Here is a 241-nt window from a genome sequence, read left to right as displayed (position 1 = left end):
ATACTTGATCAATGGACTGGGCCATCTGATTGATCGCCGTGGAAGCTTCGGCGATCTGCTGGGCCTGGTGCTCCGAGGCTTGGGCCAGGTGCATGGCGGTGGCCTGGGTGTCCTGCACCGCGCCGGCGACCTGGCCGGCGGTGAGGTTGATAGTTGCCACCAGGTCGCGCAGTTGATCTACGGAATAGTTGATGGAGTCAGCGATGGTGCCGGTAAAGTCTTCGGTCACCGAGGCCGTGAC

The 241-nt window shown here is 61.8% G+C and carries 1 pseudogene; it reads right to left on the bottom strand.

Annotated elements, in window-relative coordinates:
- A pseudogene (locus AAEZ02_RS23365) lies at window positions 1–241 on the bottom strand (chemotaxis protein); the annotation flags it as partial.

The sequence above is a fragment of the Shewanella sp. T24-MNA-CIBAN-0130 genome, from assembly GCF_040310185.1.
Lineage (GTDB): Bacteria > Pseudomonadota > Gammaproteobacteria > Enterobacterales > Shewanellaceae > Shewanella > Shewanella psychromarinicola.
This window is presented reverse-complemented; position numbering and strand designations above follow the sequence as displayed.